The organism is Clostridioides sp. ZZV15-6383 (assembly GCF_020657735.1).
Classification (GTDB): Bacteria; Bacillota; Clostridia; order Peptostreptococcales; family Peptostreptococcaceae; genus Clostridioides; species Clostridioides difficile_D.
Genome location: NZ_JAGWCV010000163.1, coordinates 1 through 429 on the forward strand (window position 1 = coordinate 1; position 429 = coordinate 429).

1 protein-coding gene is annotated in these 429 nt (G+C 44.8%); it reads left to right on the forward strand.

Translation table 11 applies throughout. The annotated features are described in order from the left end of the window. The first annotated feature begins 86 nt into the window (after nucleotides 1-86). The gene (locus tag KGF42_RS19270; protein ID WP_285891584.1) at nucleotides 87-326 is read left to right on the forward strand and encodes a hypothetical protein; all 240 of its coding nucleotides are present in this window, start codon (nucleotides 87-89) and stop codon (nucleotides 324-326) included. Nucleotides 327-429: the final 103 nt, after the last annotated feature.

Here is a 429-nt window from a genome sequence, read left to right on the forward strand (position 1 = left end):
TCTTGTTATTATGTTGTTCGTGGAGTCAGCTGGATGAGGTGTTGGTTCTTTTTTTGTGTTTTTGAAGATGATTATGACATACGGGTTTGGGTCTTGTATGTGGGGCTGGGAGATGTGTAAAAAAGGCAGCTACAGGTCCTAGGGGAGCGACAGGAGCAACAGGGGCAAATGGAATAACAGGTCCAACAGGGAATACAGGAGCGACAGGAGCAAATGGAATAACAGGCTCTACAGGTCCAACAGGAAATACAGGAGCAACAGGAGCAAATGGAATAACAGGTCCAACAGGAGACACAGGAGCAGTAGCAGAAACAGGAATAAACTGACCAACAGACCACACAGGGTATACATCAGAGATACACGTAACACTAAACACACACACAAAAACAACAATCGCAACTGTGACCTACATAGACCAAACGAAACAAA